At 65.2% G+C, this 26,481-nt stretch carries 29 protein-coding genes; 15 read left to right on the top strand and 14 right to left on the bottom strand.

Annotated elements, in window-relative coordinates; genetic code table 11:
• Positions 1-62: 62 nt before the first annotated feature.
• Positions 63-320, top strand: coding sequence for a DUF1344 domain-containing protein (locus NDN16_RS05510; RefSeq protein ID WP_251112636.1), 258 nt, complete (start codon positions 63-65; stop codon positions 318-320).
• 10 nt (positions 321-330) lie between these two features.
• Here the strand turns inward: NDN16_RS05510 and NDN16_RS05505 are convergent, their stop codons facing one another.
• The 4 genes from NDN16_RS05505 to NDN16_RS05490 form a co-directional block, all read right to left on the bottom strand.
• Positions 331-930, bottom strand: coding sequence for a histidine phosphatase family protein (locus NDN16_RS05505; protein WP_251112635.1), 600 nt, complete (start codon positions 928-930; stop codon positions 331-333).
• 9 nt (positions 931-939) lie between these two features.
• Complete coding sequence (gene fabI, locus NDN16_RS05500; RefSeq protein WP_251112634.1) at positions 940-1,758, bottom strand: enoyl-ACP reductase FabI; 819 nt, start codon at positions 1,756-1,758, stop codon at positions 940-942.
• A 125-nt stretch (positions 1,759-1,883) separates the two neighbouring features.
• Positions 1,884-2,825: a DnaJ C-terminal domain-containing protein gene (locus NDN16_RS05495; protein WP_251112633.1), complete on the bottom strand. Its 942-nt coding sequence runs from the start codon at positions 2,823-2,825 to the stop codon at positions 1,884-1,886.
• A 118-nt stretch (positions 2,826-2,943) separates the two neighbouring features.
• Positions 2,944-3,417: an RT0821/Lpp0805 family surface protein gene (locus NDN16_RS05490; RefSeq protein ID WP_251112632.1), complete on the bottom strand. Its 474-nt coding sequence runs from the start codon at positions 3,415-3,417 to the stop codon at positions 2,944-2,946.
• Positions 3,418-3,457: 40 nt separating this feature from the next.
• Between NDN16_RS05490 and pdxH the strand changes: the two genes are divergently transcribed.
• Entirely contained in the window at positions 3,458-4,078 is a 621-nt protein-coding gene (pdxH, locus tag NDN16_RS05485) for a pyridoxamine 5'-phosphate oxidase (RefSeq protein WP_251112631.1), read from the top strand.
• Between the two features lie 5 nt (positions 4,079-4,083).
• Here the strand turns inward: pdxH and tldD are convergent, their stop codons facing one another.
• Together tldD and NDN16_RS05475 are read right to left on the bottom strand one after the other, a co-directional pair.
• A complete protein-coding gene (gene tldD / locus NDN16_RS05480; RefSeq protein WP_251112630.1) occupies positions 4,084-5,502 on the bottom strand; it encodes a metalloprotease TldD in 1,419 nt (472 codons plus the stop codon).
• A gap of 77 nt (positions 5,503-5,579) precedes the next feature.
• On the bottom strand, positions 5,580-6,170 hold the full coding sequence (locus tag NDN16_RS05475; protein WP_251112629.1) for an invasion associated locus B family protein: 591 nt from the start codon (positions 6,168-6,170) through the stop codon (positions 5,580-5,582).
• 346 nt (positions 6,171-6,516) lie between these two features.
• Here NDN16_RS05475 and coxB point away from each other — a divergent pair, with 346 nt between their 5' ends.
• From coxB to NDN16_RS05435, 8 genes are all read left to right on the top strand, one after another.
• Positions 6,517-7,431, top strand: a complete 915-nt coding sequence (gene coxB / locus NDN16_RS05470; RefSeq protein ID WP_251112992.1) for a cytochrome c oxidase subunit II — start codon at positions 6,517-6,519, stop codon at positions 7,429-7,431.
• Positions 7,432-7,463: 32 nt separating this feature from the next.
• Positions 7,464-9,065, top strand: coding sequence for a cytochrome c oxidase subunit I (ctaD, locus tag NDN16_RS05465; RefSeq protein WP_251112628.1), 1,602 nt, complete (start codon positions 7,464-7,466; stop codon positions 9,063-9,065).
• Positions 9,066-9,190: 125 nt separating this feature from the next.
• Positions 9,191-10,111 carry a heme o synthase gene (locus NDN16_RS05460; RefSeq protein WP_251112991.1) on the top strand — a complete coding sequence of 307 codons (921 nt, stop codon included), beginning with the start codon at positions 9,191-9,193 and terminating at the stop codon, positions 10,109-10,111.
• Between the two features lie 2 nt (positions 10,112-10,113).
• The gene (locus NDN16_RS05455) at positions 10,114-10,254 is read left to right on the top strand and encodes a protoheme IX farnesyltransferase (RefSeq protein ID WP_251112627.1); all 141 of its coding nucleotides are present in this window, start codon (positions 10,114-10,116) and stop codon (positions 10,252-10,254) included.
• Complete coding sequence (locus NDN16_RS05450; protein ID WP_251112626.1) at positions 10,251-10,859, top strand: cytochrome c oxidase assembly protein; 609 nt, start codon at positions 10,251-10,253, stop codon at positions 10,857-10,859. The genes NDN16_RS05455 and NDN16_RS05450 overlap by 4 nt, the downstream gene beginning before the upstream one ends.
• A 109-nt stretch (positions 10,860-10,968) precedes the next feature.
• On the top strand, positions 10,969-11,847 hold the full coding sequence (locus NDN16_RS05445; protein WP_251112625.1) for a cytochrome c oxidase subunit 3: 879 nt from the start codon (positions 10,969-10,971) through the stop codon (positions 11,845-11,847).
• Positions 11,848-11,915: 68 nt separating this feature from the next.
• A complete protein-coding gene (locus NDN16_RS05440) occupies positions 11,916-12,305 on the top strand; it encodes a DUF983 domain-containing protein (protein ID WP_251112624.1) in 390 nt (129 codons plus the stop codon).
• A complete protein-coding gene (locus tag NDN16_RS05435) occupies positions 12,295-13,104 on the top strand; it encodes an SURF1 family protein (RefSeq protein WP_251112623.1) in 810 nt (269 codons plus the stop codon). The genes NDN16_RS05440 and NDN16_RS05435 overlap by 11 nt, the downstream gene beginning before the upstream one ends.
• Before the next feature lie 161 nt (positions 13,105-13,265).
• On the opposite strand, the gene NDN16_RS05430 is transcribed toward NDN16_RS05435, so the two are convergent.
• Positions 13,266-13,739, bottom strand: coding sequence for a hypothetical protein (locus NDN16_RS05430; RefSeq protein WP_251112622.1), 474 nt, complete (start codon positions 13,737-13,739; stop codon positions 13,266-13,268).
• 333 nt (positions 13,740-14,072) lie between these two features.
• Between NDN16_RS05430 and ispH the strand changes: the two genes are divergently transcribed.
• From ispH to rnhA, 3 genes are read left to right on the top strand one after another with little or no spacing between them, the layout of a single operon-like run.
• Complete coding sequence (gene ispH / locus NDN16_RS05425; protein ID WP_251112990.1) at positions 14,073-15,101, top strand: 4-hydroxy-3-methylbut-2-enyl diphosphate reductase; 1,029 nt, start codon at positions 14,073-14,075, stop codon at positions 15,099-15,101.
• Positions 15,102-16,082, top strand: a complete 981-nt coding sequence (locus NDN16_RS05420) for a homoserine kinase (protein WP_251112621.1) — start codon at positions 15,102-15,104, stop codon at positions 16,080-16,082.
• Complete coding sequence (gene rnhA / locus NDN16_RS05415) at positions 16,079-16,543, top strand: ribonuclease HI (protein ID WP_251112620.1); 465 nt, start codon at positions 16,079-16,081, stop codon at positions 16,541-16,543. Before NDN16_RS05420 ends, rnhA begins: the two co-directional genes overlap by 4 nt.
• Positions 16,544-16,551: 8 nt before the next feature.
• On the opposite strand, the gene NDN16_RS05410 is transcribed toward rnhA, so the two are convergent.
• Positions 16,552-17,037, bottom strand: a complete 486-nt coding sequence (locus NDN16_RS05410) for a peroxiredoxin (RefSeq protein ID WP_251112619.1) — start codon at positions 17,035-17,037, stop codon at positions 16,552-16,554.
• Positions 17,038-17,117: 80 nt separating this feature from the next.
• Positions 17,118-17,936 (bottom strand): protein-disulfide reductase DsbD domain-containing protein, encoded by an 819-nt coding sequence (locus tag NDN16_RS05405; RefSeq protein ID WP_251112618.1) that lies wholly within the window; start codon positions 17,934-17,936, stop codon positions 17,118-17,120.
• A gap of 24 nt (positions 17,937-17,960) precedes the next feature.
• Here NDN16_RS05405 and NDN16_RS05400 point away from each other — a divergent pair, with 24 nt between their 5' ends.
• Positions 17,961-18,569 carry a YqgE/AlgH family protein gene (locus NDN16_RS05400; protein WP_251112989.1) on the top strand — a complete coding sequence of 203 codons (609 nt, stop codon included), beginning with the start codon at positions 17,961-17,963 and terminating at the stop codon, positions 18,567-18,569.
• 29 nt (positions 18,570-18,598) lie between these two features.
• On the opposite strand, the gene NDN16_RS05395 is transcribed toward NDN16_RS05400, so the two are convergent.
• The 4 genes from NDN16_RS05395 to thrC form a co-directional block, all read right to left on the bottom strand.
• Positions 18,599-21,463 (bottom strand): putative bifunctional diguanylate cyclase/phosphodiesterase, encoded by a 2,865-nt coding sequence (locus tag NDN16_RS05395; RefSeq protein WP_435301065.1) that lies wholly within the window; start codon positions 21,461-21,463, stop codon positions 18,599-18,601.
• Between the two features lie 136 nt (positions 21,464-21,599).
• Positions 21,600-22,217 carry a GNAT family N-acetyltransferase gene (locus tag NDN16_RS05390; RefSeq protein ID WP_251112616.1) on the bottom strand — a complete coding sequence of 206 codons (618 nt, stop codon included), beginning with the start codon at positions 22,215-22,217 and terminating at the stop codon, positions 21,600-21,602.
• 66 nt (positions 22,218-22,283) lie between these two features.
• Positions 22,284-23,597, bottom strand: coding sequence for a M16 family metallopeptidase (locus tag NDN16_RS05385; protein ID WP_251112615.1), 1,314 nt, complete (start codon positions 23,595-23,597; stop codon positions 22,284-22,286).
• Positions 23,594-25,003: a threonine synthase gene (gene thrC / locus NDN16_RS05380; protein WP_251112614.1), complete on the bottom strand. Its 1,410-nt coding sequence runs from the start codon at positions 25,001-25,003 to the stop codon at positions 23,594-23,596. The genes NDN16_RS05385 and thrC overlap by 4 nt, the downstream gene beginning before the upstream one ends.
• A gap of 199 nt (positions 25,004-25,202) precedes the next feature.
• Here thrC and NDN16_RS05375 point away from each other — a divergent pair, with 199 nt between their 5' ends.
• On the top strand, positions 25,203-25,691 hold the full coding sequence (locus NDN16_RS05375; RefSeq protein WP_251112613.1) for a hypothetical protein: 489 nt from the start codon (positions 25,203-25,205) through the stop codon (positions 25,689-25,691).
• Positions 25,692-25,742: 51 nt separating this feature from the next.
• On the opposite strand, the gene NDN16_RS05370 is transcribed toward NDN16_RS05375, so the two are convergent.
• Positions 25,743-26,423, bottom strand: coding sequence for an HAD family hydrolase (locus NDN16_RS05370; RefSeq protein ID WP_251112612.1), 681 nt, complete (start codon positions 26,421-26,423; stop codon positions 25,743-25,745).
• Between the last annotated feature and the right edge of the window lie 58 nt (positions 26,424-26,481).

Below are 26,481 nucleotides of genomic sequence, written 5' to 3'. Positions count from 1 at the left end.
AATTTTAATATTCCGCGCGGTAAGAGCGGCGCGAAAAAAACACAAAGGCGGTGGAGCTTTCCTTGCGCCGATATTCCGTTTCCAACAAGCGTAGCAAGTTCATGGACCGACGAGCCATTGCCCTTTTCGCCAGCAGCGTCCTGGTCATTTCCGCCACGATACCGCCTCGCGCGCGGGAGGCGGAAGGCATCGTCGCCTCCATCGACCGCATAAGCGCGATGCTGACCCTGGACGACGGAACCCGCTACGCCTTGCCGGACACGCACGACTATGCGCCGCTCCAGCCGGGCATGCAGGTGCATCTTCTCTATCTGGCCTGAGGGCCGCCGATCACACCCAGTCGATCCGGCCGTTCTCGGCCTTCAGCACCCTGTCCTGCAGGATGAGGGTGTATGCGGCCTCTTGCGGGGCCACGCCGCCGTACATCTCCAGGAAAACGCGCGTGATGCCGCCATGCGCAACCACGATGCTGCGGCCGGCCAGCCCCTCGAAGACGGGCCGGACCCGATCGGCCAGCATGCGATAGGATTCCGCCGTCGCGCCGTGCGGCCTGAAATTCCACTTGTCGGCATCGCGGCGAGCGATTTCCTGCGGCTCGTCGCGGCCGATCTCTTCCAGCGTCCGATTCTGCCAGTCGCCGAAATCAAGCTCCAGAAGGCGCTCGTCGGTTGCGAAATCGTCCGGCTCAAGCCCGCACTCGCGGCGGATGATGCGCATCGTCTCGCGCGTGCGGGTGAGGGGGCTCGCCACGAAATGGAAGTCCCTGACCGCGTCGCCCAGCGCCAGACGCAGATAACGCCCGTTCCGCTTGGCCTGCACGCGCCCCAGCGCATTCAGGGGCGTATCGACCTGACCCTGTATCCGCCCCTCGGCGTTCCAGTCGGTCTGGCCATGACGGCAAAGATAGATCAGCGGAAGTGCATGCGTCACGATGGGCGCTCAGTCCTTGACGACGGAGATGTCCGGGGCGTCCACCGCCTTCATGCCGACCGTGTGATAGCCGGAATCGACGTGATGCACCTCGCCGGTGACGGCCGTCGACATGTCGGACAAAAGATACAGGGCGGACTGCCCCACCTCGTCGATCGAAACGGTTCGCTTGAGCGGCGAGTTGTACTCGTTCCATTTGAGGATGTAGCGGAAGTCGCCGATGCCGGACGCCGCAAGTGTCTTGATGGGGCCGGCGGAGATGGCGTTGACGCGGATAGCCTTGCCGCCGAGGTCCACCGCGAGATACCGCACGGACGCCTCGAGGGCAGCCTTGGCGACACCCATCACGTTGTAATGCGGCATCACCTTTTCCGCGCCGTAATAGGTGAGCGTCAGGATCGAGCCGCCCTCGCTCATCAGCGGTTCGGCGCGCTTCGCGACCGCGGTCAGGGAATAGACCGAGATGAGCATCGTCTTGGTGAAATTGCCTTCGGTCGTGTCGACATAGCGACCCGTAAGCTCGTCCTTGTCGGAGAATCCGATGGCATGCACCACGAAGTCGAGCTTGCCCCATTTGTCGGCCAGCGTCTCGAAAACGGCGTCGATGGTGGCGGCGTCGCCGACATCGCAATGGCCGGCCAGGAACGCGCCCAATTCGGCGGCCAGCGGCTCCACGCGCTTCCTGAGAGCGTCGCCCTGCCATGTCAGCGCGATCTCGGCGCCCTGATCGGCAAGCGCCTTCGCGATGCCCCAGGCGATGGATCGGTTGTTGGCCACGCCCATGATAAGCCCGCGCTTGCCAGCCATCAGGCCGCTCTTTTCCGCCATGGACGCGCTCCTTGACCCTTGAGGTCGAATTGTTTCCGGTGCGCGGCGGTATGGCACAGGCTTTCCCGCACGACAAGTTCACGCTTGAACGCGCAATGACATGCTTCGCGAGCGGGAGACAGGTCCTATTCCGCGGCCTTCGCCTTCTGGCGTTCCCGAAGGAAGGCGGCCAGTTCCTCGTCCGGGGTTTCCGGCAGGGCCACCTGCAACGTCACCAGCAGGTCGCCGCGGCCGCCACCCTTCTGGGTCAGGCCCTTGCCGCGCAGCCTCAGCGTGCGGCCGGAGTTCGTCCATGGCGCTATCCTGGCCGCGACGCGTCCATCCAGCGTATCGACGGTCAGCCGTCCGCCCAGGATGGCGGTTTCCAGGGGCAGGTCTTCCCGAAGCTGCAGGTCGCGTCCGCGCACGGTGAAGCGCGGATGCTCGGCGAAGGCGATGGTGATCAGCGCGTCGCCGTCCTTGCCGCCCGGTGCGGGAGCCGGCTGCCCCTGGCCGCGCAGGCGAATCGTCTGCCCGTCCTCGACGCCGTCGGGAAGCTTGATGGCCAGGCGTTTGCCTGTCGGGAATATCGCCTCGACCTTTTCGCCCGAGACGACATCTTCAAGATGCACCTTCAGCGTGGCGCGCATGTCCTCGCCCTTCAGGGGCGCCTGCGCACGGCGCGCGCCGCCGAAGCCGCGTGCACCGCCGGCGCGCCCGCCGAAAGCCTGTTCGAAGAAGTCGGCGAAGCCGCCGGCATCGCCGCCGCGGAACTCGAAATCCGCACCACCGCCGCCGAACGGATCGCCGGCACGGCCCTGGCCCCCGCCGAACGGGTTGCCGCCGCTGAAGCCCTGAAACTTCTGCTTGCCTTCGGCATCGATCTCGCCCCGGTCGTACTGGCCCCGCTTGTCCTTGTCGCCGAGGATCTCGTAGGCCTGATTGACCTCGTTGAAGAGGCCGCTTGCCTTCGGATCGTCCTGGTTGGCATCGGGGTGGTACTTCTTGGCAAGCTTGCGGAAAGCGGATTTGATCTCGCCCTCGCTCGCCGATTTGCCGACGCCGAGAACGGCGTATGGATCCCGCATCTGTCTTAAGGTTCCTTTCGTCGCAGGGCGCGCTGGATGAATGACGTATCCTATATGGCAATACCACGGCGCGTCATAAAGACCCCATGGCGGCGATGAAACGGAAATTATGCCGCTTTCAGCCGGCTTCGCCGAACCGGGTCAGGACCCATTCGCCCGAGCCCGCGCTGCACGCCTCGCCATCATAGAGGGCGATCCCGTCGAACCGCTGGCGCGACGTGGTGAACCGGCGGCAGATCGCCGATCCCTCGCGCATTTCCTGGATGGCCGTGATCGTGCCCGAAGCGCCGGTTTCCGCGTTGGCCCACGCGACGGCAGGGGGGCTATCCGACAGCTTCGCCGCCGAGACCGCATTGCGCACCGTGCGGCCATCCGACAGGCGGTCGGTATCGACCGATGGCGTGGCCCCCGACGCGCCGGGTTCGATCGAGCCCGTCGTGATCGACCTGTCGACCATGTCCTCCAGCCCGCCGCCCGAGAGGGTGCATCCGCCGAGAACAAGCGTCACCAGGAGGCCGGCCACGGACGCGCCTGCGCAGCGTCGCCGCAGCACGGCCTGGCCGAAATCTTTGCCTGGATCGAAGAACCCCATTAGGTAGTCCCGGATTGGAAACTGGAGACTGGCGAAGACAATGAGTCGGCCGACATTAACATTGGATGAAGTGGGCCCGGACCCGTTCGTCACCTTTGCGACATGGTTAAAGGCCGCGACGGAAACGGAGCCGAACGACCCCAACGCCATGGCGCTGGCAACCGTGGACGAGGCGGGCATGCCCGACGTGCGCATGGTGCTGCTGAAGGGGTTCGACCCGTCCGGCTTCGTCTTCTACACCAATTTCGAAAGCGCCAAGGGGCAGGAACTTCTCGGCCAGCCCCGTGCCGGCCTTTGTTTCCACTGGAAGACGCAGCGCCGGCAGGTGCGCGTACGCGGGCCGGTGGAGATCGTGTCCGAAGTGGAGGCGGACACCTACTATGCCAGCCGACCGCGCGGCAGCCGCATCGGCGCCTGGGCTTCCGATCAGTCGCGACCGCTCGAGGATCGCGCGGTTCTGGAGGCCCGCATCGCCGAACTGGAGGACCGTTTCGGACCCGAGGGCGATATCGCCCGTCCGGCGCGCTGGTCCGGCTTCCGGGTGCGCCCGCTGGAAATCGAATTCTGGCAGGACTGCGCCTACCGCCTGCACGACCGCTTCCGCTTCACGCGGGGGGGCGTCGACGCGGCGGCATGGGACATCGCCCGCCTTTATCCGTGACGCCGTCAGGCGGATTCGGTTCCGCCGACCGTCATCCTGTCCATGCGCAGATGCGGCTGGCCGACGCCGACGGGCACGCCCTGTCCGGCCTTGCCGCACATGCCGATGCCCGTATCGAGCGCCAGGTCGTTGCCGACCATGGAAACGCGATGCATGGCGTCGGGCCCGTTGCCGATGAGCATCGCGCCCTTGACGGGCTCGGCCACCTTGCCGCCACGAATGCGATAGGCCTCCGTGCAGGCGAAGACGAACTTGCCGGAGGTTATGTCCACCTGCCCGCCGCCGAAGGAGACGGCGTAGAGCCCGTCCTTGACGGATTCGATGATTTCGGCCGGCTCATGCGGGCCGGCCAGCATCATCGTATTGGTCATGCGCGGCATCGGCGCATAGGCATAGGACTGGCGGCGCCCGTTGCCGGTGGCCTGCATTCCCATGAGGCGGGCGTTCTGCCTGTCCTGCATGTAGCCGACCAGTTTGCCGTCCTCGATCAGGGTGTTCCGCGCGCTCGGGGTGCCCTCGTCGTCGATCGTCAGCGATCCGCGCCGTTCGGCGATGGTGCCGTCGTCGACCACGGTCACGCCGCGCGCCGCCACCTGCTGGCCCATCAGGCCGGAGAAGGCGGATGTCTTCTTGCGGTTGAAATCGCCCTCGAGCCCATGGCCCACCGCCTCGTGCAGCATGACGCCCGGCCAGCCTGCCGCCAGCACGATGTCGAACGTGCCGGCCGGGGCCGGAGCCGCCTCAAGGTTCACCAGCGCCTGTGCCAGCGCCTTGTCGGCGATGTCGCGCCAATTGTCGGGCGCAACGACGCCCTCCAGCCCCACGCGGCCGCCGCCGCCGAAAGAGCCGCTTTCCTGCCGGCCGTCCCGCTCTGCCACGACGCTGACGTTGAGGCGCACCAGGGGACGGATGTCGCGCGCCAGCGAGCCGTCCGTCCGCAGGATCTCGACATGCTGCCACTGCGCCCCGAGCGTCACCGATACCTGCCGGACCGTCTGGTCCTTGCCGCGCAGATAGGCGTCGATCTCGCCCAGAAGCCGCACCTTTTCCTCGAAGCTCGGCGAGGGGATCGGGTTCTCGTCCCCGTAGAGACGCCGGTTGGTGCCGGCCGGAGCTTCGGCCATCCGCCCGGTATGCCCGTCCCTGGCGGTGGACACGGCCTCGGCTGCACGCCTGAGGGCGCCCTCGGTGAATTCGCCCGAATGCGCGAACCCGACGACCTCGCCCGATACGGCGCGCATGCCGAAGCCCTGATCGGTCGAGAAATTGCCCGCCTTCAGCCGGCCGTTGTCGAATACGAGCGACTCCTGCTCGCGATACTCCAGGTAGAGTTCGCCGTCATCCGCGCCGCGAAGCGCGTCGCCGAGCAGGGTCTCGACACGCTCGCGCGACATGTCGAAGCGATCGATCAGGGATGTGGACATGGCCGGTTCCGGGCTTCTCATTATCGGGCAGATAGGGCACGGAAACGATTCTGGAATCGTTCCACCACGAACGCGGGTCAGGGGAGGGCGGCAAATCCCTCGCCGAAGCCCTCCAACTCGACCGGGATGCCGATTCCCTGCTCGGGCGTCTGGAACACGATGAAGGTCGCCGACGTGCCGTCGGACAGCGTCTTGCGCAGGTTCGGGTCCAGGATCACTTCCGCATAGCAGCCATCTTCGAAGCAGCGCATGAACTGCGCCTTGCCGATATCCTGGCCGTCGACATACAGGCCGAGCCCGTTCGGCAGCAGCACGCCCAGCGGCGCCAGGACGCGCAGGATCTCGGTATTTCCGTCGGCGGTCTTCAGGGCGATGACCGTCAGGCCGACCTCGGGCCTGTCGTCGGCCACGACGTTCTGCAGCAGGGCGCATTGTTCCGACGGGGCGCCCGGCGCGCTCTCGCACACGACCGACCATGAGCCGTGGGTCGAACGCACGGTGCCGCTGGTCGCCGACCCGCCGGCGGTGGCAGGCGCCGCAGGTTCCGCCTGGGCGGGGGCGGATGCGCCGCCCTCCGGCGTCGCGGCCGGCGCCTCCTGCGCCGACGCCATGCCGGACAGCGCGGCCGAAACCAGGAAGGCGGTGAAGGAGCGGCGGAGAAAAATCATCTATCTCTTTCCGAATCAATCGAATCTGGATGGTCGGACGCGTCGTCATTATCCGATTGCCGAGCACCGCTGCAAACGGTGCGTCGAATCGAATCACTCGCCCTCGCCGCACCGTGCGTCTAGAATGACTCCGACAAAGAGCCGATACTGGTAGACGACGGCGGCCTTGCGCTGGATCATGTTGCGAAGAGGGCGGTTTCGTGATTTTAAGCGGGCCGGCCAATTGCACATTGGCGGCATTCGAAATTTGCGATCCGGTGACGGATCGGAAAGCCGTAGGGCGAGGCCACCGGGTAAGATCCTCGCGGGGAGAGCATTCGTGAAGAAGACACTTATTGCAGCAGCGATGCTTGCCGCCGTGCCGACCCTGGCCGCGGCGCAGGAGGGGGCCTATCTCCCCGGCCAGCCGCATCCCTGGCAGCTCGGGTTGCAAGAGGCGCTCTCTCCGATCGAGGAGCAGATCCACTGGTTCAGCGCCTATACGCTTTGGTTCCTGATCCCGATCACGATCTTCGTCGCGCTGCTGCTCGTCTGGTGCATGTTCCGCTACAGCAAGCATCGCAATCCGACGCCGTCGCGCACCAGCCACAACACGACCATCGAGGTCATCTGGACGCTGGCGCCGGTGCTGATCCTGCTCTGTCTCGCCATTCCCTCGTTCCAGTTGCTGACCGCGCAGTACAACCCGCCGCGCGAGCCCGAGTTGACCGTCAAGGCCACGGGCTACCAGTGGTACTGGGGCTACGAGTATCAGCCTGCGGCAACGGATCCGGCCGCTGCGGGCGGCGCTGCCGAAGAGGCGGGCGCAGCCGAGGCCGCCGAGCCGATCTCCTACCTGTCCTATCTTCTGCGGGATGGCGATCGCGCGGGCCAGGGCAAGGAGGACATGGCCTTCTATCCGCGTCTTCTGGCCGTCGACAATGAAATGGTCGTGCCCGTCAACACCGTGGTGCGCCTTCTCACCACCTCCGCCGACGTCATCCATTCCTTCGCGGTGCCTTCGCTGGGCGTGAAGGTGGACTCCGTACCCGGCCGCATCAACGAATACTGGTTCGAGGCCACGCGTGAGGGCATCCTCTACGGCCAGTGCTCCGAGCTCTGCGGCCGCGACCACGCCTACATGCCCATCGCCGTACGCGTCGTCAGCCAGGAGCAGTTCGACAACTGGCTGGCCGCCGCGGCCGACGATCTTCCTGCAGCAAACCAACAGTTGAACGCCGAGATCGAGGCCGCCGCCGGCCAGGATGTCGCGGCTCGCTGACCCCTACTGACAAGCGTTCAACGGAGACCGACATGGCTGACGCCTCCTCCCACGAAGCCCACGAGCACAAGATACCGACAGGTTGGGTGCGCTGGGTCAATTCGACCAACCACAAGGACATCGGCCTTCTCTACCTGATCTTCTCGATCATGGCGGGGCTGATCGGCGGTAGCCTGTCCATCGCCATCCGCGCCGAGCTGCAGCAGCCCGGCCTGCAGATCTTCGGCGATCCGGCGGTGTTCAACGTATTCACCACGGCCCACGGGCTGATCATGGTGTTCTTCGTCGTCATGCCGGCGCTGATCGGCGGTTTCGGCAATTACTTCGTGCCCATCATGATCGGCGCGCCGGACACGGCCTTCCCGCGGGTCAACAACATCGCCTTCTGGCTTCTTGTGCCGTCCTTCCTGCTGCTGCTGCTGTCGCTCTTCGTCGAAGGCGCGCCGGGCTCGCTCGGCGCGGGAACCGGCTGGACGCTGTATCCGCCCCTGTCCACCACGGGTCATCCGGGGCCGGCGGTCGATCTCGCCATCTTCGCGCTGCACCTGTCCGGCGCATCGTCGATTCTCGGCGCCATCAACATGATCACGACCATCCTGAACATGCGCGCTCCCGGCATGACGCTGCACAAGATGCCGCTCTTCGCCTGGTCGCAGCTCGTCACGGCCTTTCTGCTGCTTCTGTCGCTGCCGGTGCTGGCCGGGGCCATCACCATGGTGCTCACCGACCGCAACTTCGGCACGACCTTCTTCACGCCGGAAGGCGGCGGCGACCCGATCCTGTACCAGCACCTGTTCTGGTTCTTCGGTCACCCCGAAGTGTACATCATGATCCTGCCGGCCTTCGGCATCATCAGCCACATCATCTCGACCTTCTCGCGCAAGCCGGTCTTCGGCTATCTCGGCATGGCCTACGCCATGGTCGCCATCGGCGTCGTCGGCTTCGTGGTGTGGGCGCATCACATGTACACCACCGGCATCTCGCTCAACACGCAGCGCTACTTCGTCTTCGCCACGATGGTCATCGCGGTTCCGACGGGTATCAAGATCTTCTCCTGGATCGCCACGATGTGGGGCGGCTCGATGACGTTCCGTACGCCCATGTACTGGGCCATCGGCTTCATCTTCCTGTTCACCGTGGGTGGCGTGACCGGCGTCAAGCTGGCCAATGCCGGCATGGACCGCGTGCTGCACGATACCTACTACGTCGTCGCGCACTTCCACTACGTGCTGTCGCTGGGCGCGGTGTTCGGCATCTTCGCTGGCTGGTACTACTGGTTCCCGAAGATGAGCGGCTACATGTACAACGAGTTCATCGGCAAGCTGCACTTCTGGGTCATGTTCATCGGCGTCAACCTGGTGTTCTTCCCGCAGCACTTCCTGGGCGCCGCCGGCATGCCGCGTCGCTACGCCGATTACCCCGATGCCTTCGCCGGCTGGAACTTCGTTTCCTCGATCGGCTCCTACATCTCGGGCGTCTCGGTGCTGATCTTCCTTTACGGCGTCTACGAGGCCTTCCGCGCCAAGCGGCTGGCCGGCGACAATCCGTGGGGTCAAGGTGCAACGACTTTGGAATGGCAGCTTTCTTCGCCGCCGCCGTTCCACCAGTGGGAAGAGCTTCCCCGCATCCGCTGAAGGCGGGCGCGGCCCCGGCGGGACGATCCCGCCATCAACGAGAAACCATGGCCCGTTCACGCGTGAGCGGGCCGTGACGGCAGAACAAGGGTGATCACTTGAGCGCAACCGAACTCAGCCCGGAGATGGCGGCACGGCCTGGAATAAGCCTTGCCGAACCCGGCGATTTCGTCAGCCTTCTCAAACCGCGCGTGATGTCGCTCGTCATGCTGACGGCCGTCACCGGATTCGTGCTGGCGCCCGGTTCGATCCACCCCTTCCTGGGCCTCGTCTCCATCCTCGCCATCGCCGTGGGCGCCGGGGCGTCCGGCGCGCTCAACATGTGGTACGATGCCGATATCGACCGGCTGATGGCCCGCACCGCGAAGCGGCCCGTGCCGCGCGGCCGCATCCAGCCCGAAGGGGCGCTGGCGTTCGGCCTGTCCTTGTCGGTGCTGGCGGTGTTGACGCTCGGTCTCGTCGCCAACTGGTTCGCCGCTGCCTTCCTGGCTTTCACCATCTTCTTCTACGCCGTCATCTACACGATGTGGCTCAAGCGCCGGACCGCGCAGAATATCGTCATCGGCGGCGCTGCCGGCGCCTTCCCGCCGATGGTCGGATGGGCGGTGGTGACGGGCGGCGTTTCGCTGGAGAGCTTCGTGCTCTTCCTCATCATATTCCTGTGGACACCGCCGCATTTCTGGGCGCTGGCGCTTTTCAAGGTCAAGGAGTACGGCGCTGCGGGCATCCCCATGCTGCCCAATGTGGCCGGCCGTGCATCCACCCGCCGGCAGATCTTCCTCTACAGCCTCGTTCTCGTCCCCTGCGGCGTCGCGCCCTGGCTGCTCGGTTTCTCCGGCCCGGTCTACGGGGTCGTGTCCGCCCTTCTCGGGGCAAACTTCCTTCGGCACGCTTATGCGGTTCTCCGGATGAGCGATACCGATGCGGCGATGCTGCCGGCAAAGAAGCTGTTCCGCTTCTCGATCGTCTATCTTTTCGCGCTGTTCACCCTTCTTCTGGCCGAGGGCGTCTACCAGTCCTTCCTGCCTGGCTCGGGAGGGCTTTGAGCATGGCGGAAGAGCACGTCAAGCTGACGGATCAGGAGCGCCGCGTGCAACGCCGGCGTTCCATCGCCATCGGAGTGTTCCTGGCGGTACTGGTGGTCATCTTCTACATCGTCGCCCTGATCAAGATGGGAAGCCAGCTATGAGCGACCCCAAGGCAGATCGCCTGGCTTCGGCGCGGCGGCGCGGCAAGCGCATCGCCATCGGATGCTTCGCCTTCTCCATGGGCATGCTCGGCGCTGCCTATGCATCCGTGCCGCTGTACGAGCTTTTCTGCCAGGTCACGGGCTATGGCGGCACGACGCAAAGGGCCGAAGCCGGCCCCGCGGCCGTATCCGACCGCTCCATCAGCGTGCGCTTCGACTCCAATGCCTCGCCCGGCGTGCCGTGGCGTTTCCAGCCGAACGAACGGCAGGTGACAGTCAAGCTCGGCGAGGTTCGTCAGACGTCTTACCGCGTCCGGAACGAGGCGGATTATCCGGTGACGGCCGTAGCGACCTTCAATGTGACGCCGCTGTCGGCAGGCGTCTACTTCAACAAGCTGTACTGCTTCTGCTTCAACGAGCAGACGCTCCAGCCGGGAGAGGTCGTCGACATGCCCGTCGTCTTCTTCGTCGATCCGGCGCTGCTGGAGAAGGAAGAGTTGAAGGACGCGCCGACGATCACGCTATCCTATACCTTCTTCCCTGTCTCGAAAGGGGAGGCTCCGGTGGCCGCGGCGCGGCAGGGCGGTTCGGAGGACCAGTTGTAACTTCGTCCGCACCGACCTTGTCGGCGCGGCGCAATGATATGTAGTTTGGGGGGGCCGATCCCGCGTGGGGGGCGGCGCCTGCAGCAATTCCGGGAAAGCGGGACGCGAAATGGCAGATACGCACCAGAAGCATCACGATTATCATGTCATCGAACCCAGCCCGTGGCCCTTCGTGGCATCGGTGGGAGCGTTCTTCCTGCTTTTCGGCGCCGTCGCCTGGTTCCGATCGTTGAACGGGTTGCCCTTCGCCTTCGGCGGAGTGGACCTGGCAACGCCGTGGATCTTCTTCATCGGCCTCGTGATCGTGCTCTACACCATGTATGCTTGGTGGTCGGACTGCATCCGCGAAGGCCAGGAAGGGTTCCACACGCCGGTGGTGTCGTTGCACCTTCGCTACGGCGTCATCATGTTCATCGCCTCGGAGGTGATGTTCTTCGTCGCCTGGTTCTGGGCCTTCTTCGACGCCAGCCTGTTCCCCGGCGAGGTTCACCAGGTCGCACGCACGCAGGCGCTGGGCGGCCAGTGGCCCCCGGCCGGCATCGAGGTTCTCGATCCGCTGCACCTGCCGCTGTTCAACACGATCACGCTGCTTCTGTCGGGCACCACGGCCACCTGGGCGCACCACGCCATGCTGGAGGATGACCGCAAGGGCCTGATAACGGGCCTTGCGCTGACGGTGGCCCTCGGCGTCATCTTCTCGTTCGTGCAGTATATCGAGTATGCGCACGCGCCGTTCGAGTTCGCCGGGTCCATCTACGGCGCCACATTCTTCATGGCCACCGGTTTCCACGGCTTCCACGTCATCGTCGGCATTATCTTCCTTGCCGTCTGCCTGCTGCGCGCGATCCGCGGCCATTTCACCCCGCACAAGCACTTCGGCTTCGAGGCGGCGGCCTGGTACTGGCATTTCGTCGACGTGGTCTGGCTTTTCCTCTTCTTCGCCATCTATGTGTGGGGAAGCTGGGGTGCGCCGATCTACGGCGGCTGAGGCCCAGAGACCTGCCTGAAGGGGTGGCCTCGCGGCCGCCCCTTTTTTCGATTCCGGAAGGCGATCGCATGGCGCATATGGGGAAAGAGGGGCCGGTGGATCCGGTCAAGGCCGCCTTGGCCGGAAGATGTCCGCGCTGCGGCACCGGACGGCTCTATGCCGGCGTGCTCCGCCTGGACAAGAAATGCGAGGATTGCGGGCTCGACTTCACGCCGCTCGACCAGGCCGACGGCCCGGCCTTCTTCGTCATGCTGGTCATCGGCTTTCTCGTCACCGGCCTTGCCCTCTATGTCGAGGTCGCATACGCGCCGCCGTTCTGGGTGCACTTCCTGCTCTGGATTCCGTTGATCGCCATCATCACGTTGCCGTTGCTGCGCTTGGCCAAGAGCCTGATGATCGGCATGCAGTATCGCCACAAGGCTGCCGAGGGCAGGATCGATCGCACCGATGACGCATGAACCCGTGGCCGAGGATCAGCAGGATCTCCGCGGGCTGACGCCCGGGCGCTTCTGGTCGGCGCTCCTGCTCGGCATCGTTGCCTTGGCCATCCTTGTCGGCCTCGGCACCTGGCAGGTCGAGCGCCTTTTCTGGAAGGAAGCGCTGATCGAGACGATCGACCGGCGTATCCACGGCCCGGCAGAAGACATCCGCGTCATCGTCGCGGCCGAGGAAGCCTCCGGCGACATCGATTATCGACCCGTCCGGGTTACGGGCACGTTCGATCACTCGGGCGAGCGATATTTCCTGTCCACGCGCGAAGGAGAGGCCGGCTGGAACGTCTTTACGCCGCTGATCGTAACGGGGCAGGGGCTGGCCGTCTTCGTCAACCGGGGCTTCGTTCCCTACGCCCTCAAGGGGCCGTCCGCCCGGCCCGATGGACAGATTGCGGGCACGGTCACCGTGGAAGGGCTCGCCAGGAACCGTGTGGTCGATAATCCCGGCGGCGTTCTGATGCCCGACAACGATGTCGCGCAGCACATCTTCTTCTGGCGGGACGTACCGGCCATGACCGAGGGGCTGGCCCTTCCGGACGGCACGCGCATGCTGCCCTTCACCATCGACGCGGGAGAGGGCGCCGCGCCCGGCGGCTACCCGATCGGCGGACAGACGGTGGTGTCCATGCCCAACAACCATCTCGAATATGCCTTGACCTGGTACGGCATCGGGCTGGGGCTCGCCGTATTGCTGACCATCATGGTCGTCGCCCAGCTTCGTCGCGGTCGTAGCACTCGACCCCCTGTGGGCGGCAGGCGATGAGAGCGGTGACGCCCTGGATCCGGTCTACCCAACGCGCCGTCACGTCATCGGTCCAGTAGATCATCTCGCGGATATACTCGTATTCCCGACTTAGATCGCGGGTGAATACAGGTTCATGGTGAGCAGTCCGGTTGCGGAGATCGCGAATCTTCTGGACTTTCTCAAACCCGTCGCCCCTCGATTGACGGATTGCAAGCGCGATCGGCATTGGGAAACACCACCGGAAACTGGGTTCGCCAGATGGCGTCGTCATGACTTCTCGTAAACATCCGCTCCCAGAAAACGAGTTTCAGTTCGGCGACGACCTTGCCTCTATTGGAGGTTTTCGCACCAACGGCTTGCAGGTCGCGCCGAGGACTGTACACCCGGGGAGGGTTGCGCAGGCTTATCTGAAAGCTCTTCTCCCAAGGCCAGTTCTGTCCATAGGTATTTTCGATTGCGCGCGCGATGGAATTCCGCAGGCTGACTTCGAAGATATGCAAAGGCACCAGAAACGCTGCAGACAGTTCCATATTCCATCGGTACAGGCTCAGCGCCGTCCTGTGATCACCGTTCGCTGCCGAAACGTATGCGGCAAAGCGCTGCTCGGACAGGACAGCAGAAACGCAGCGAAGCTCCTCCCCCGAAAATTGCATTATCGTATACCTTATAGAAACCGGCCTTCCGCATTGACAGCGCAGGCGAATAACGCTTAGGTCTGGAGTGAAAGGCGCATGAGGTCGCGGGGTAAAACCACCCTCATCGTCGTTTGAACAGGAAAAGCTCGCTATATGCGGGCTTTTCTTTTGTCAGGCTCGAGTTCCTAAAGTTCATCCGGATGACGCATTAATATATAATGCAGATGAAAGGCAAGCGCGCCAATCGACGCTGCTCGGGTTGCAAGTTGCCGGTTGTCTCCTTGACAGGAGCGGTGGCTTTCCTTTGTACCGTGGGGTACGACCTTTCCGCGTGAGTGCGAGGACATATCGATAGTGGAACCGGCCCAGAAGCCCGCCCTGACCATCCGCCTGTGCGAGCCGCGCGGCTTCTGCGCCGGGGTGGACCGTGCGATCCAGATCGTGGTGCTTGCGTTGAAGAAGTACGGCGCGCCGGTCTATGTCCGGCACGAGATCGTGCACAACAAATATGTGGTCGAAGGGCTGCGTGGCATGGGGGCCGTCTTCGTCAAGGAGCTCGACGCCATCCCCGACGACGGGCAACCCGTGGTCTTCTCGGCCCATGGGGTGCCGAAATCCATTCCGGCGGAAGCCGAGCGCCGCGAGATGCTGTACCTGGACGCCACGTGCCCACTGGTTTCCAAGGTACACAAGCAGGCGATGCGGCACGTGCGACTGGGCCGGCAGGTGCTGCTGATCGGCCATCGCGGCCATCCCGAGGTGGTCGGCACGATGGGCCAGCTACCGGAAGGCGCCGTGCGGCTGATCGAGACGGAGGAGGATGTCGACGCTTTCCAGCCCGCAGACCCCGAGGCGCTCGGCTACGTCACGCAGACCACGCTTTCGGTGGACGACACGGCGGGTATCGTCGCGGCGCTGGAGCGCAAGTTCCCGGCCATGCAGGCGCCGTCGTCGGAATCCATCTGCTATGCCACCACCAACCGGCAGGATGCGGTGAAGGCCGCGGCGCCGGGCACCGACCTCTTTTTCATCGTCGGAGCGCCCAACTCGTCCAACTCGCGCCGGCTTGTCGAAGTGGCGGAGCGCGCGGGCTCCATGCACGGACTTCTCGTGCAGGGTGCGCAGGATGTCCCCATCGATGACCTGCAGGAAGGCATGGTTGTGGGAATGTCGGCCGGCGCCTCCGCGCCGGAAGTCCTGACCGACGGCATCCTCGACGCGTTGCGCGCCCGGTTCGAGGTAACGCTGGAACTCGTCCAGACGGCGATAGAGGACGAGAATTTCCCCGTCATGCGCAGCATTCGCGATGTGCCCCTGACGGCCGATGACATGGCGTTCGTCAACGGCGCCCCCCGGCAGGGCAACGGGCGAGCGGCCTGAATGGCAGTCTATACCGAAGTCGCGGAAACGGAACTGGCCGCTTTCCTGCAGCGCTACGATCTTGGTCGTCTCCTGTCCTACAAGGGAATCGCCGAAGGCGTCGAGAACTCCAACTTCCTGCTGCGCGCCGAGGGCGGCACCTTCATCCTGACGCTGTACGAGAAGCGGGTGGACCGCAACGACCTGCCGTTCTTCATCGGCCTCATGGAGCATCTGGCCGCCAAGGGCCTGTCCTGTCCGCTGCCGGTGCAGCCGCGCGAAGGCGAAGCCCTGGGTGAACTGGCCGGTCGTCCGGCAGCGTTGTTCACCTTCCTGGAGGGCATGTGGACGCGCCGGCCGACCGTAGGCCATGCGCGGCAGGTGGGGGCGTCCCTGGCGGGCATGCACAAAGCGGGAGAGGGCTTCGCGCCGCGGCGGCGCAATGCCCTTACCGTCGATGCATGGCGGCCACTCTACGAGGGGTGCGGCACGCGCGTGGAGGCCGTTCAGGCGGGGCTGTCCGCCGAGATCGAGGCCGAGCTGGCATTCCTGGAAGCCAACTGGCCGCGCGGCCTGCCATCCGGCGTCATCCACGCCGACCTGTTCAACGACAACGTCTTCTTTCTGGACGGGCAGCTTTCCGGGCTGATCGACTTCTATTTCGCCTGCAACGACCTTCTGGCCTACGACATCGCGATCTGCCTTGGCGCATGGTGCTTCGAGGCCGATGGCGCCTACAACATCACCAAGGGACAGGCCCTTCTGGAAGGCTATGACGCCGTGCGCCCGCTGGGTGACGCCGAGATCGCCGCTCTTCCCGTGCTTGCGCGGGGCGCGGCGATGCGTTTCATGCTGACGCGCCTCTACGACTGGATCCACATTCCGGATACATCCTTCGTAACCAAAAAGGACCCGAAGGAATATCTGCGCAAGAACAGATTCTATCGGCAGGTGAAAAGCCCGGCCGATCTTGGTTTTATGAAGGATGCGATGCAGTCATGACCAAGCGGGTCGAGATCTACACCGACGGCGCCTGCTCCGGTAACCCCGGCCCCGGCGGCTGGGGCGCGATCCTGCTGTACGGCGATGCGCGCAAGGAGTTGAAAGGCGGAGAGACACCGACGACGAACAACCGTATGGAGCTGATGGCCGCTATCCGGGCGCTGGAGGCGCTGAACCGTCCTTCGGCCGTCGATCTGCATTCCGACTCGCAATATCTGCGCGACGGAATCTCGAAATGGATCCATGGCTGGAAGCGCAACGGCTGGAAGACCGCCGACAAGAAGCCGGTCAAGAATGCCGAGCTCTGGCAGGAACTGGATGCCCAGCGCCTGCGGCACGACGTGGCCTTCCATTGGGTGAAGGGACATGCCGGCCATGAGCTGAACGAGCGGGCAGACGAACTTGCACGGGAGGGCATGGCCCCCTTCAAGGGCCGCGCCGTCCCTGCGCAAAGCGTCTAGCGACAGCCCTACAGCTCGGCGAGGATGGCGCCGGCGGCGGAGGCTTCCGCCTGGCCGGGGGCTTCCTCGATGTGCAGTGCCTTCACGACGCCGTCCTCGACGATCATCGAATAGCGCTTGGAGCGCGTGCCGAGGCCCGCGCCCGAAAGATCGATGTCGAGCCCGGCCGCCCTGGCGAATTCGGCGCTGCCATCTGCCAGGAAGAGGATACGGTCGCCCGCGTCCGTCGCCCTCTGCCAGGCGCCCATCACGAAGGGATCGTTGACCGCCACGACGGCGATCGTATCGACGCCCTTGGCGCGAATCTCGTCGTTGAGTTCGAGGTAACCCGGCAGGTGGTTCATCGAGCATGTGGGCGTAAACGCACCCGGCACGCCGAACAGCACGACCTTCTTGCCCTTGAAGACCTCATCTACCGTTACGGGCTTCGGCCCGTCCTCGGTCTTTACGCGAAACGTCGCCTGTGGAAGATGGTCGCCGACCTTGATCGTCATGATGCGCATTCCTTTTTGGCCGGACGGTGCCGGCGGATAGGTTAGGGAACTTATCCATCTTTGCCGCGATGTCGATACGTTTATCGCGGCGCACCATGTGATGAGATGGCGATCGGATTGGCGTGTCGAAAGCGGGCGTACTCGCCGGCGGCCAGCAGGATGTCCGCTTGGATTCCGCCTGCGGCATCCTTCGGAGCGCGCAGGATGGGCGCCTCCACGGCGGATACACGATCCATGGTTGACCGCCCCCGTGCCGGGCCGAACTCCCAGCCGGGAGGGCCGGCGACAAACAGGGCGACCGGCCCGGCGGCAACGTCGGGCGGCAGGGTGACGACAAGTGTCTTGCCATCGATCCGCGCCTCGAACCGGTCGGATGCGACGTCCGGCAGTGCGGCCTCGGCGGCATGAACCTGCGCCATTTCACCAAGCGTCGCCTTGTCCGTCAGGTCGCGCCGGAGCCTCGCCTGGACGGGTATGCATATGGTTTCGCACAGGCCGATCGTCAGGGCGAGATCCAGCCGGGGAGAGGCGCCGCTCGCACGCGCCGTGAAGGTGATGGCCATGGGCTCCGAATAGACGTTCGACGAGGAAAACCCGTCATCGACGACATGCGGAACGGGAAACCCCAGGCTGGGTGCGCCATCGAGCCCGTCGCTGGCCGAAAAATCGAGAACGGGGACCAAGCCGGCCTCGCCCGGCGCGAGCCAGTAGGTCTTCCAGCCGGGCTTCAGATCCACGGCCAGCGCACCGCGAACGAGCCCGTCCTCATCCGGCCCGGTGGCCAGGAGTCGAAGCGTTGCACCTTCCGCCTGGATTGTGCTTCCTTCAGCCGCCGCAACCGATGGATGCGAAATCGCGAACAGCGCAAAAAGCAGCGCGGTGGGCAGGTGAAATTTCATGGCATCTTCATTATCTTCCTCGGCATGGAAAGCAAGCGAACCCCCGGCCCGACACCCGAGACCACTTCACTGGAAGGGTTCTTCCTGATCGCCATGCCCGGCATGCAGGATGAGCGCTTCGCCAAGAGCGTGGTCTATGTCTGCGCGCATTCGGCCAGCGGCGCCATGGGCTTCGTGATCAACAAGCCCCAACCGATGAGTTTTCCGGCCCTGATGGCGCAGCTGGACATCGTCTCCAGCCCCGACGAGATCCGCCTGCCCGAGCAGGGGCGTGACATCATGGTGGGCGTCGGCGGCCCGGTGGAAAGCGGCCGTGGCTTCGTGCTGCATTCCAATGACTACGATTCCGAGTCCACCGTGCCGGTGGATGGCGGCATCTGCCTGACGCCGACCATGGACATCCTGAAAGCCATTTCCAGCGGCATCGGCCCGCGTTCGGCCATGATGGTGCTCGGCTATGCCGGCTGGTCCGCCGGCCAGCTCGAAAGCGAGATCGCTTCCAATGGCTGGCTGACTTGCCCGGCCGACTTCGAGATCGTCTTCGCCACCCGGCCCGAAAGCAGATATGTGAAGGCGCTCGGCATCATGGGCATAGACCCGACATTCCTGGCCAGCGAGGCCGGCCACGCCTGAGCGGCGATGCCGCCGACCGGCTGGAGGCGTCAGGCCGTGCGCCGTATCTTCGATATCACCTTTTTCTGACCGTTCCGATCCTGCAGGCGGCGGCGGGCCTCTTCCGCCGATACGGCAGGCGAATGCATGCGACTCTGGATATAGTCGCATTTGAACTGGCGGATCTTCTCCGCGTCGGCCGTATTCTCGACGCCTTCGGCTATAACCGTCAGTCCGAGATCGTGTGCCATGGCGATGATGGAGTGGTAGATCATCAGGCGCTCTTCGCGCCGATCGCCGCGCAGGAAGCTGCGATCGATCTTCACCGCGTCGAACTGGAAGCGCATGAGGTCCGAAAGCGACGAGCGGCCCGAGCCGAACTCGTCCAGCGTCAGCCCGACCTCCATCTTGCGCAGGCGCTCCAGTACACGCGCCGTCCGCTCCGGGTTGGCCATGACGCTTGCTTCCGTCATCTCGAGGCGCAACGTCTCGGGTGCGATCTTGTAGCGCTTCAGTACGAGGTTCACGTCGTTGACGAGATCCTGACGCAGAAGGCTACCGCTGAGAATGTCCACGCAGACGAACAGGTTGGAGTAGCCGGCGATGCGCTGCCAGTCGCTCAGGCGGCGCGCCGCTTCGTCCAGTACGAGCTGGCACAGCGCGTCTAACTGGCCGCTCGCCTCTGCCACGGGCACCAGTTCCCCCAGGGGCACAAGGCCTCGCTTGGGATGTTCCCAGCGCAACACGGCCTCGAAACCGGCTGTCGTGCCGTCCTTCACGCGGATCACGGGCTGGAAGTAGACATGCAGCTCATGCCGGGCGAAGGCGCGGCGCAGATCCGCCTCCAGTTCCATGCGGCCGGAGCCGACCGTCTTGAACGACGGCCTGAACGGCTCGATCCGGTCGCCGCCGAGGCGCTTGGCCTCGTACATGGCCAGCTCGGCTTCCTTCAAGAGTTCTTCCGCGCCGGCCCCTTCGGTCCAGCCCGTCAGGCCGATCGATCCCGTCAGTCCGATTTCCGTATCGGTAAAGCCGATCGGCGCACGGATGACGCCGCGCAGGAACTCGGCGAAGGCCGCGACCTCGGCGATGTCGGTGCGCGAGTTGAGGATGATGGCAAAGCGGTCGGCGTCGAGCCGCGCAAGCGAATCCTGCGGTTTCAGGACACGCCGCAGGCGCCGCGCCACGGTCAGCAGCACGGTATCGCCCGTGACTACGCCATAGGCTTCGTTGATGCGGCCGAAATCGTCGAGGTCGATGACGAAGACGGTGGGGCGCATCTCGATCTGGCAGCCGATCAGCGCGGCGAGGGCGTCCAGCCGGTCCAGCAGCAATTCGCGGTTGGGCAACCCGGTCAACTGGTCGTGCAGCGCGTCATGCAACAGCCGTTCTTCGGACTTGCGGCGGCCCGTGACGTCCTTCAGCGTCCCGACGCAGCGCACCACCTCGCCGTCGCTGCCGAGGACGGGGCGCGAGTGCAGGTTCATCCAGTGATAGTGGCCATCATCGCCGCGGACGCGGAAATCCTGCGAGATGCGGCCGCGCCTGTGCTCGATCACGGCGTCGAGCGTGGCCTTGAACCTGTCCCTGTCGTCCGGGTGGAGGATGGGAAGCCAATCGCGAGCGGGCCCGTTCATGGTGCGGATGGGAAGGCCGGCGGCCTCTTCCGCTTCCGCGCCGACATAGATGCGGTCGCGCGTGACGTCCCAATCCCAGATGGCGTCGCCGGTGCCCGACAGCGCCAGCGAACGACGCTCCATGTCCGATATGGGCCCGGCCGAGACTGTTCCGCCTGCGAATGCATGCTGCATGACGGTGAACCCGAACAGCAGCACGATCAGCACCAGCCCCCCGCCGAGGGCCGATTGGACGATATCGTTGTCGATGCCTCCCTGCACGGTCATGGCGGCGGCGACGAGCCAGCCGCAGACGAGCGCCCAGGTGGGGATCAGCATCACTGCCCTGTCGTAGCCCTTGATAGCCAGCGCAAGTATGAGAACCGCGCCGATGGCGGCGATGGCAACCATGGACATGCGGGCGACGCCCGATGCGATGGCCGGCTCGAATGCGGCCAGCACGCCGAGGCCGCCGAGGCCGCACAGCCATATCAGCGTAAAGGCCGAGAGCGCGCGATGCCATCGGTTGAGGTTGAGATAGGCGTAGAGGAAGACGACCAGCGTAAAGGCGATCGCCACTTCGGTGCCGGCACGCCATAATCGCTCCTGCCCCGGCTGGATGGGGACCAGCTTCTGCCAGAAGTCGAAGTCGATGCAGATATAGGCCAGGACGGCCCAGGCCAGGGCGGCCGTCGCGGGGAAGACGGCAGAGCCCTTCACCACGAACAGAATGGTCAGGAACACGGCGAGCAGGCCGGCGATACCGAGGACGATGCCGCGATACAGGGTGAACGCGTTGACGGTATCCTTGTAGGCGTTCGGCTCCCACAGGCGGATTTCCGGAAGCCTGTCGGACGACAGTTCTGCCACGAAGGTGATGACCGAGCCGGGGTCCAGCGTCACCAGAAACAGGTCGGCCTCCGAGCTTTCCTGTCGATCGAGCGCGAACCCCTCCGACGGGGTGATGGCGGCGATCCGCCGGGAGCCGAGATCGGGCCAGACGACGCCCGAGCCGGCCAGCTTAAAGTGCGGGGCGACGACCAGCCTGTCGATCTGCGTGTCGGCATTGTTGGCAAGCGAAAAGACGGCCCAGTTGCCGGACGGATTGGCGGACACTGATTCCACCTCGATGCGGCGGACGATGCCGTCGGCCCCCGGCACCGTGGAAACCTGGAAGTTGTTGCCGCTGCCGCGATGCAGTTCCACCGCCGGCATCAGGTCCACGGCCACGGTGTCGCGGCCGATGCCGACCGGCTCGAGCGCCTGGGCGACGCCCATGACGGCCAGCAGGGCAAACATTGCGGCAACGACGTGCAGCGCAGCGCGGCGGGCAAGGAGGCCGGTGATCACAACGAAGGCTCTCGGTGGCTCACTTGCGTCTTCTCCAATCCCTGTACGGCGGCTTGCTGCCGCACGCCCGGGCAGCAGGCAGGACTCAATGGCGGTCGGCATCGCGACCCATGCGCCGCGAACGCGACCAATCTTCGGCAAGGAGGGAGTAAAGATTATGGTCTTCCCACTCGCCAGCAATCTTCAGGTATTTTCTCAAATAGCCCTCTTGCCGGAAACCTGCCCTTTCGAGCAGCCGGCTCGATCTTTCGTTCGATGGCAGGCAGGCGGCTTCCAGCCGATGCAGGCCCTCGACATCGAACGCGTAAATACTCACCAGCCGCACCGCGGCGGACATATGGCCGCGCCCGGCGTGGCGTTCCCCCATCCAGTAGCCGAGCGTGCCCGACTGGGCAACGCCCCGCCGGATGAGGCCGATGGAAAGTCCACCGTAAAGCGTGGCGCCACCATCTCCGAAAACGAAGAAATTATAGGCCGTGCGCTCCCGCGCCTCGCTGCGATAGCGGGACAACCGCTCCCTGTAGGCGTTCCGGCTCAACTCGTCGTCGCTCCAGGCCGGCTCCCACGGCGCCAGAAACCCCTGGCTTTCCTGTCTTAGCTGGGCCCAGGCCGGATAGTCGCGGATTTCGGGAAGGCGCAGGACGAGGCCGTCGCCCTCCAGCCGGGGGGCCGTGACACGGGAAAGCCAGTCGAGAAACGCCATAACCGACCCGCTCCAGCTCCTTGCGCGCGATGCCCTGCCTGATCGAACTGTCGATACCGACGGGCTCTAGCGCGCGCTGGCCCGGCGGGGCACTTCGCCCCCCGGGCTGCCGAGCCGCTCGCTCAACGCCTCGATCGACGGCAGGTGGCCGACCGGCCCGATCGCCGCCAGCGTGGGCCGGGATCCGAGGAAGGTGCGGCCCGCCAGGTCGGCCAGGCGCTCGGCGGAGATGGCCGCCAGCCTGTCGAGAAGCTCGGTATTGTCGATCGGCGAGCCCTTGAACATCAACTGCCGGGCGATCTGGGCCGCCCGGGAGGCCGGGCTTTCCTGGCTCATGAGAAGGCTGGAGCGCATCTGCGCGCGAGCGCGGTTGACTTCCTTTTCGGTGATGCCCGAAGCGGCGCGCATCAACTCGTCGACGATGACGGGGGCAAGTTCGGCCAGTTCCTCTTCGCCGGTCGCGGCGTGCACGCCGAAGATGCCGCTGTCCGAAAAGCTCCAGTGGAAAGCCGACACGGCATAGCACAAGCCACGGCTCTCGCGGATCTCCTGGAACAGCCGCGAGGACATCCCGCCTCCGAGGATGATCGAGAGCACCTGCGAAGCATAGAAGTCGCGGGCGTAATAGGGGCGACCTTCGAAGCCGAGCACGATCTGGGCATCGGCAAGATCGCGCGCTTCGCGGAAGTCGCCACCCGTATAGGTTGCCGGCGCGCCGGTCCCGGTGTCCGGCGCGCCGGCGGGCAGCGCGCCGAAGGCTGCGGAAATCCGGTCGACCATGTCCTGGTGCGAGACGGCGCCCGCAGCGGAGACGACCATCCGGTCGGGGGTGTAGTTCCGGCCGAGATAGGCGCGAAGGTCCTGCCGGGAGAAGCCGGTGACGCTGGCGCGCGTGCCGAGGATGGGGCGGCCGACGATCTGCCCGGCGAAGGCGGCGGACTGGAAATGGTCGAAGACGATGTCGTCCGGCGTGTCCTCGGCGGCTCCAAGCTCTTGCAGGATGACATGCTTCTCGCGCGAGAGTTCGTCCTCGTCGAAGCGGGAGTCGAGCAGGATGTCGCACAGGATGTCTACCGCAAGGGGCACGTCCTCGCGCATGACGCGGGCGTAATAGGCGGTCGTCTCGACGCTGGTCGAGGCATTGAGCTCGCCGCCGACGTCTTCGATCTCTTCGGCGATCTGGCGCGCGCTGCGCTGCCCCGTGCCCTTGAAGGCCATGTGCTCGAGCAGATGGGCGATGCCATGCTCGTTCTCGCGTTCGTCACGTGCGCCGGCCTTGACCCAGATGCCCAGCGCCGCGCTTTCCAGCTTGGGCATGTGGTCCGTCGCAATGGTCAAACCGTTCGACAGGCGGGTGATCTCCACGGTCGGGCGGCTCATGCGGCGGCCCCGATCGTGGCGGCGCGGCTGCGCCCGGCGATGAATGCCTTGATGGCGGCTGCATCATTGGCGAGAACCGTGAACACTTCGGGCCTCTCCATCAGGTCGGCGTGGGTCGGCGGCAGGGCGGGGCGGATACCGGAAGCGGCTTCCACGGCATCGGGAAACTTCGCGGGATGGGCGGTGCCCAGGACCACCATGACGCCGTCATGCGGCGTGGCGCCGGCAACGGACACGGCAACCGCCGTATGCGGATCGAGAAGATAGGCGCGTGTGTCGTTGACGGCGCGGATCGTTTCGGCCGTGGCGGCCTCGTCGGCGCGCCCGGCGTCGAACTCGGCGCGGATCGCTGCAAGAACGCCCTCCGGCAGGGTGAAGCGCCCGGATTGCGACAGGCTCTGCATCAGCCGTGTGACGAGCGCCGCATCACGGCCGCCGGCCTCGAACAGCAGCCTCTCGAAGTTGGACGACACCTGGATGTCCATGGACGGCGACGTCGTCGGGTGGACGCCCTGCGTCTCGTAGACGCCGTCCGCCAGCGTGCGTGCAAGGATGTCGTTGGCGTTGGTGGCGATCACGAGCCGGTCGATGGGCAGCCCCATGCGCTTGGCCGCATATCCGGCGAAGATATCGCCGAAATTGCCCGTCGGCACGGTGAACGAGATCTTGCGGCCCGGCGCGCCGAGGCTGGCCGCCGCGGTGAAGTAGTAGACGATCTGGGCCATGATGCGCGCCCAGTTGATGGAGTTCACGCCCGACAACGCCGTGTCTCGGCGGAAGGCGGCATCGTTGAACATGGCTTTCACGAGGGCCTGGCAGTCGTCGAAGGTGCCGTCCACCGCCAGGGCATGCACATTGGCTGCGCCATGTCCCGTCATCTGCCGCTGCTGTACGGGGGACACCCGCCCCTTGGGAAACAGGATGAAGATGTCGGTGCGCGCCGACTGGGCGAAAGCGGCGATGGCTGCGCCGCCGGTGTCGCCCGAGGTGGCGCCCACGATGGTGGCGCGCTGGCCACGCTCCGCCAGGACATGGTCCATAAGGCGCGCCAGAAGTTGCATCGCCACGTCCTTGAACGCCAGCGTCGGTCCGTGGAACAGCTCCAGAACGAAGGTATCGGCGTCGGTCTGGACGAGCGGCGCGACGGCCGGGTGGCGAAACGTGGCGTAGGCCTCGTCGACCATGCGGCGCAAATCCGCATCGGAAATCTCGCCGCCCACGTAAGGCTTCAGCACTGCGAATGCAACGTCGGCATAGGGTTTGCCGGCAAAGCCCTCGACGGTGTCGGCGGAAACGGTCGGCCAGGTTTCAGGCACATAAAGTCCGCCGTCGCTGGCCAATCCGGCCAGGAGGACATCTGCGAAACCGAGGCGAGGGGCCTGCCCCCGCGAACTGACGTATCTCACGATAACTCCCATCCTGCATTCCGGCGCCGGCTGGCCGGTGCCGCACGCATTCGCGCGAAGAGAACTCCTCTAACACGAATGAGAGGGCGTGTTCCAACCCCGCTCACTTGAATTGCGGGCCGGTGACGTGGAATCGATGCTGTCGATGACGGCGCGGAAGCGAATCGCGACGCGGCCCTGACAAGCGTGGAGAAACGGCATGTCGGCATTCACCGGGAAAATCGCGCTGGCCGCTGTCGGCCTTGCGGCCGTGCTGGCCGGATGCACCACGCAGGGGCCCGGCCGTGGCCCGGAAAGTGCGCCCATGGCGGCGGCCGACCCGCGCGACTGTCCGCGCATCGAGGTGCCGGAAGCGCGCGCCGTCATGCGGAAGGGCACGGCGCCGGCCTACGAATATATCGTCTCCGTATCGGACGTGACGCGCTCCTGCCGCATCGAGGGCGGGCAGGTCTACATGGATGTCGGGGTGGCGGGGCGCATCGTGCCGGGTGCCGCCGCCCGCGCCGGCCAGGTGACGGTGCCGCTTCGGGTTTCGGTTCGCAACGCCGGCGGCGAGCTCTACTCCAGGGCGGGACGTGTCGCGGCAAACGTGGTGCCCGGCGGTCCGACGCAATTCACCTATGTCGACCGCGGGATCGTCGTGCCCGAAGGTGGCCGGCTGCTGGTGCAGGCCGGCCTGGATCAGTAGCGGGCGCCGGGGGAAACGTCCTAGAGTGTTTCCATATGAGTAGGAAACGCTCTAGACGCGTTCCCAGTCGGCGAAGGCCTCGACCGTGGCGGGGAAGTCCGACAGGCGGCTGATGACCGTCTCCGCCCCCGCTTCGGTGAGGGAGTCCGCATGGCCGCGGTGGGTATGCTTGCCGCCGGTAAAGCCCACGACGCGGCAACCGGCCGCGACGGCCGCGGCGACGCCGTGGACGGAATCCTCCAGCACGATGGCCTCTTCCGGGGCGACGCCGAATTCCTTGCAGGCATATAGGAAGACGTCCGGCGCAGGCTTGCCCCGCTTCGTTCCGACCTCGCGCGAGGGGAAGACATAGGGGCGGAAACGGTCCCACAGGCCGGCGGGCTTCAGCATGAGCTGCAACCGGTTCATCATCGAGTTCGAGCAGATGCAGCGCGGCAGTTCGAGCCGGTCCAGCATGTCGTGGACGCCTGGAATTTTCGCCACCTTCGCAAGGCGGACATCGCTTTCGCGTTCGACCTCCGCGACGAAGCCGTCCGGAAAGATCACGCCTGTTTCCTCGGTCAGGATCTCGGTGATCCGCGTCAGGGTCAGGCCGGCAAATCGCTCGGAAATCTCCTCCGGTGAAAACTCCAGGCCGAGTTCGGCCAGCTTTTCGGATTCGATCTGTGCCGCGACGATCTCTGAATCGACGAGGACGCCGTCGCAGTCGAAGATGATGAGCGAAAGTGCCATCCCGTTGAAAACTCCTGTCAAAGCGCAAGCCATCCGACGCGTCGGGCGCGCGTCCATA

This window comes from Aureimonas altamirensis (assembly GCF_023702225.1).
In the GTDB taxonomy this organism is placed as follows: domain Bacteria; phylum Pseudomonadota; class Alphaproteobacteria; order Rhizobiales; family Rhizobiaceae; genus Aureimonas; species Aureimonas altamirensis_B.
The sequence above is the reverse complement of the archived record's forward strand: the minus strand, read 5'-3'. Positions and strand labels throughout refer to the sequence as shown.